General features: G+C 57.6%; 6 protein-coding genes. 2 read left to right on the forward strand and 4 right to left on the reverse strand.

The window, feature by feature from the left end; genetic code table 11:
• Nucleotides 1-138 precede the first annotated feature (138 nt).
• From RIFP1SYM_RS15760 to RIFP1SYM_RS15770, 4 genes are all read right to left on the reverse strand, one after another.
• Nucleotides 139-387: a hypothetical protein gene (locus tag RIFP1SYM_RS15760; RefSeq protein WP_039960791.1), complete on the reverse strand. Its 249-nt coding sequence runs from the start codon at nucleotides 385-387 to the stop codon at nucleotides 139-141.
• Nucleotides 368-517: a hypothetical protein gene (locus RIFP1SYM_RS18465; RefSeq protein WP_005966673.1), complete on the reverse strand. Its 150-nt coding sequence runs from the start codon at nucleotides 515-517 to the stop codon at nucleotides 368-370. Before RIFP1SYM_RS18465 ends, RIFP1SYM_RS15760 begins: the two co-directional genes overlap by 20 nt.
• Before the next feature lie 35 nt (nucleotides 518-552).
• Nucleotides 553-1,218 (reverse strand): DUF2202 domain-containing protein, encoded by a 666-nt coding sequence (locus tag RIFP1SYM_RS15765; RefSeq protein WP_005966675.1) that lies wholly within the window; start codon nucleotides 1,216-1,218, stop codon nucleotides 553-555.
• Nucleotides 1,219-1,448: 230 nt separating this feature from the next.
• Nucleotides 1,449-2,225: a hypothetical protein gene (locus tag RIFP1SYM_RS15770; protein WP_039960792.1), complete on the reverse strand. Its 777-nt coding sequence runs from the start codon at nucleotides 2,223-2,225 to the stop codon at nucleotides 1,449-1,451.
• 598 nt (nucleotides 2,226-2,823) lie between these two features.
• Here RIFP1SYM_RS15770 and RIFP1SYM_RS15775 point away from each other — a divergent pair.
• Nucleotides 2,824-3,552: a response regulator gene (locus RIFP1SYM_RS15775; RefSeq protein ID WP_039960795.1), complete on the forward strand. Its 729-nt coding sequence runs from the start codon at nucleotides 2,824-2,826 to the stop codon at nucleotides 3,550-3,552.
• Between the two features lie 56 nt (nucleotides 3,553-3,608).
• Nucleotides 3,609-4,676 (forward strand): histidine kinase dimerization/phospho-acceptor domain-containing protein (locus tag RIFP1SYM_RS15780; protein WP_240992149.1); only part of this gene is annotated, 1,068 nt, incomplete at its 3' end.

Below are 4,676 nucleotides of genomic sequence, written 5' to 3' on the forward strand. Positions count from 1 at the left end.
GGGCAGAGGGCAGAGGATGCCAACTGCTCGACTTGGTTAGTCGAACCGCCCATGCAGCCATGCTGGGATGGCTGCATGGGCAAATCAAGCTGAACGTTTGCGGTTATCAAGCCGGTAACACGCTATTTGATTGCCGGTTTAGCGGCGCCCGCGGCCTCCGCCTCCACCGAAACCGCCCCCGCGCCTCTGGCCACCGCCGTCACCTGAGCCATCCCGCAGGCGGGAGCGGGTCATACTCCCCTGGCCCTGCTCGGCACCGGCCATGTTTCTATACCCGCCAGAGCTTGTGCCCATCTCGCTGCGCATGGTCTGTCGCTCCTCCTGACTCATGCTCTGCATACGGCTCTGTCGCTCACTGCGATAGGCATCACGATCTGCTTCGCTCATGTAGCGGAACCTCATCCCCCATCTGCAGCAGATCAGGGGTCGAGTATTGTGTGTAGTCCTCTGCTGCCAGGGCGCCGGTGGCGGGGAGCAGGCCGCTCAGGATGAGCGTTGTAATCAAACTTTTTTTCATCAGATAGTCCTCAATTCATCGTCTTGTTTTGGTTTTTAGCGTCTGCCGCGTGTCGTGCGACCCTGTTCCATCGGCTGCTCCAAGATTATCTCCACCTGCAGCTGATCCAGTGCCTGTGCTGTGTAGGGAACGCCCAGGCTTTCAATCTGCCGGACAAATGCTCTGAGATGGTTGCGTGAGCCGCGTATCAGGTTTTCGTAGGTCTGGGTAAGATCCGGGTGAGTGGAATCTGCAATGGCGTGTTGCAGATCTTCAATATCGATCTCTTCGATCAGGGCGCCGACCATGAGTGAATCGATGAGTGATGTCTGCCCCTTGGCGATGAGTTCGGCGTAGAGGTTGGCCAGATCGGTATTGGTAAACATGCCGATGCTGTCATCCATGACCGGGTCGACAATTTCATAGTTGTCGAGCTGTCTCTCCATGGCCTCCATATGTCGTTGTTCAGAACTGGAGATGTTGGAAAAGACCGGGTGTTTCCACTGCTCGTAGAGGGTCAGGTAGACATCCCGTGCCAGTTTCTCCTCCTCCCGCATGAAGGTGAGCTTTTCGCTCTCTTCGAGGCTTAATGGCTCGGATGTGATCGGCTGACTAGTGTAGCTGTCTGGCTGCTGGCCCTGATGTTTCCAACCTGCATGAACAGGTGCGGCAGTGAGCAGGGCGACAATCGAAAGTGCAATTATGGGTTGCTTTGGCTTCATACTTAATCTCCTGAAGGATTATCGGCGATACTCAACTCGCCGCGTGTATGACAGAGGTTAGGTATGAATAGTTTCTNCGCTATTTCTGTAGACCTGCAGAGTGTTTCAATCTGTTTCCGTGAGCGGACTTGTTGCCTGAAATCAGCCCATATAGATGATGATTTTGGTGTGGGGGATATGAGAAGCAGCAGAATCTATGGCGTTAAGCCATGATTGTGGAGCAAGGCCCACTAGCGAGCGTAACGCAATTGTATTCCAACAGCGGCATCCGGACTGGCATTGGAGAAGCCGGCTACGCCATAGCCGTTTATCGACCAGCTGTTGTCCATCTCCCAATTCAGGTAGGCAACCCATTCCCTCAATTCAGCAGCGGTCGCTGAGTATGCCTGCCGGTAGTCGAAGCTGATCCCGCTATAGAGCGAACGGCTCAGGCGATAGTCGAGGCCGAGTGAAGCAAAGCTGACGTTACTCAGCTCCATTTGGGGTAGATCCCCCATCAGGCGGTAACCGAGGGTAAAAAAAGGTGTTAACCGGCCTTGGGTGGCAGCCATATTGAGTTGTAGGGAGTAGTCATTGCTGCCGCTGCCCAGCTCTTTTTCCGCATCCGCGGTGGCAAGTTTTGCCTCGCCAATCAGGTCAACTGCATACGGCAGATTCCATAATGGATCGAGCGCGTAGGAGAGACTGGTTACGATATCGGCTAATCCCTGCTGGGTGCGTAGCGTTGGAGTCTCTCCACCACTGCCTCCCCGGTTGCTGCGACGATCTGTATCATCTTTGACGATTATCCCACCACCATTACCGCCAATCACTCCGCCTGGGCCGGTTATACGTAGGTAGGGGATGGTGATGGCCAGCCGCCAGGGAAATTGACTGTATTCCAATGTTGCCGGCAGATAGAGCATCTCGGTGTCGGCCGCGAGGCCATAGTCGCCGGAGCTGTAATCCATGCCGAGACTAAAACTGAAGCTCCCCGATTCATATTCAGAGGCATCCAGACTGCTCATCGCGATGCTGCAGAAGAGAATGAGGGTGTGGGTGCGCCACCCAGGCAGGAACGCAACGGGGTGTTTTGAGCAGGGTCTTATGAACTGCAGATACGCTCTCATCGTCCGGGGCGGTTCGGTCGAACCGGGCGATGTGGACGCGCTGGCCGGTGGCTGCGCCCAGGTCGTTGCATCTTCATGCGGTACTCATAACCAACGCCAAATCGGGTGTGCTTCTTGTCTGGAGTGGATGCCGCGCGATTGCCGGCAGCGGCTTGGCTGTCGACCTTCATAGGATTGTCCCTGCCTTGAACGGCTTTCTCTTGGTGGTGTGGCTCAGGCGACGTGGCTGATTCCTCCAGTAACAGTGGCGCGCTGATGGTATCGTCAGACCACGCCGGGCTGGCGAGCGCGATCCCCCCAAACATGGCTGCTATCGGCCAGCGTGCTTTCACGATTCAGACCCCCCTAAACAGTTATCCCGGTCACACTTCCATAACTGGGATGATAATGACAATTGAGCCCAAATCCATTCCATTTCACCGCTAAAGTGTTTCAACCTATTTCAGCCGGCCACTCTCGGAGCCAGATCGAGGCCGCCTCTGGTAGACTCGCAGGGGTGGACACAAAAAACACCAAGCTGCTGATCGTTGATGATGACCCCCGCCTGCGGGAGTTGCTGCAGCGTTACCTGGGTGAACAGGGGTTTCAAGTTAGCGCCTGTGAAGATGGGGTGGCGATGCAGCGTCATCTGGCAGAGGCGGTGGTAGACCTGATCATCCTGGATCTGATGCTGCCTGGCGATGACGGTCTGACCCTGGCGCGGTGGATTCGGGCGCGCCAGGATACCCCGATCATCATGCTCTCTGCCCGGGGTGAGGATGTGGATCGGATTGTCGGACTGGAGGTGGGGGCGGATGACTATCTGCCGAAGCCGTTTAACCCCCGCGAACTTCTGGCCCGGATACGGGCGGTGTTGCGGCGCAGGCAGCCAGGGGAAGGCGCTGAAGCGATGCAGTCCCCCTCGAAGCTGCTGGAGTTTGGCGAGTTCCAACTCAATCTGAGTACGCTCACCCTGACCCGCGATGGCAACCGGATTTCCCTTACCAGTGGAGAGTTGGCCCTGCTGGAGGTGTTTGTCGAACACCCCAATCAGATCCTGAGCCGAGACAGACTGGTCGATCTGCTGAAAGGATACGATCGCTCGCCATTTGACCGCAGTATCGATGTGAGGATTACCCGCCTGAGGCGCAAGATCGAGACCGATCCGAAAGTCCCCGAGTTTATCCGCACCGTGTGGGGCAAGGGGTATCTGTTTACCCCTCAGGGTGAAGCCTTCCGGGGATAGCTGTGCCGCGCAGAAAGACCCTATTAAGATACACCGGCCAGATCATGGCGGTGTCTATGCTGACCTTTTTGTTGTTTTCCAGCGGGGTGATCGTCTACTACATCCTGGTGCCGATGGCACGCCAGGCGTCTGGGGATCTTGCCGCACTGATCGTCCTGTCGGCACAGACCTGGGTGGAACTGCCACCGGATACGCGCCCCGATTTTGAGGATGAGTTGTATCTTCAGCATGGCCTTTCACTGGTCTCTGCCGAGGCTCAGCTAAAGCCGGTGCGCTACAAGAGCCCCTATCTGAGATTTCTCGAGACGGCACTGTCGCGACGGCTGGGCCAAGAGATCCAGCTGCTTGATGGTGGCACGGCAGATGACTGGGCCTGGGTGGATGTGCCGATGGCAGAGCGGACCGTGCGCATCGGTTTCTCCTCTAAGCATAACGACGCCAGTCCGCCGCTCGCGGTGCTCCTGCTGCTGCTCGGTGGCAGTATGATCACTCTGATCAGCTCGCTGCTACTCGTTAGGCGCCAAACCTATTCGCTGGCTCAGCTTGCCAGTGCGACATCCCGCTTTGGCCGGGGGGAGCGGCCTGAGTCTCTGCCGGAAGAGGGGCCTGAAGAGCTGGCGGTGCTGGCGCGTAACTTCAACCGCATGACCGGGCAGGTCCAGCAGCTGCTGACCAACCGGACCACCCTGTTGGGGGGGATATCCCACGACCTTCGCACCCCGATCGCGCGCCTCCAGCTGGCGCTGGCGTTACTCGATGAGAAGAGTGAACCTGAATTGATAAACGGCATGCGCGAGGACTTGCAGGAGATGGATCTGCTGATCAGGCGCACCCTTGAATTGGCCAGAGGTTTGGAGGGTGCTCCACAGGACGAACAGCTGCTGGATCTGGCTGCATTCCTGGCAGAGGTCGTGGCGGACTACCGGCAGCAGCCGGTTGCGATCGAGTGGGCCGATCCGCCGCCATGCCCGATGCGCTTCAGCCCGCTGGCGTTACGCCGGGTCCTCTCCAATCTGCTCGGAAATGGCCTGCAGTATGGTGACGGGAAACCGCTTGAGGTGCGGCTGCAGTGTGATGGAGCGATGGCAGAGATCCAGATCCTGGATCGGGGGGCGGGTATCCCT

Origin of the sequence: endosymbiont of Riftia pachyptila (vent Ph05), from assembly GCF_000224455.1 — a bacterium.
In the GTDB taxonomy this organism is placed as follows: Bacteria; Pseudomonadota; Gammaproteobacteria; order Chromatiales; family Chromatiaceae; genus Endoriftia; species Endoriftia persephonae.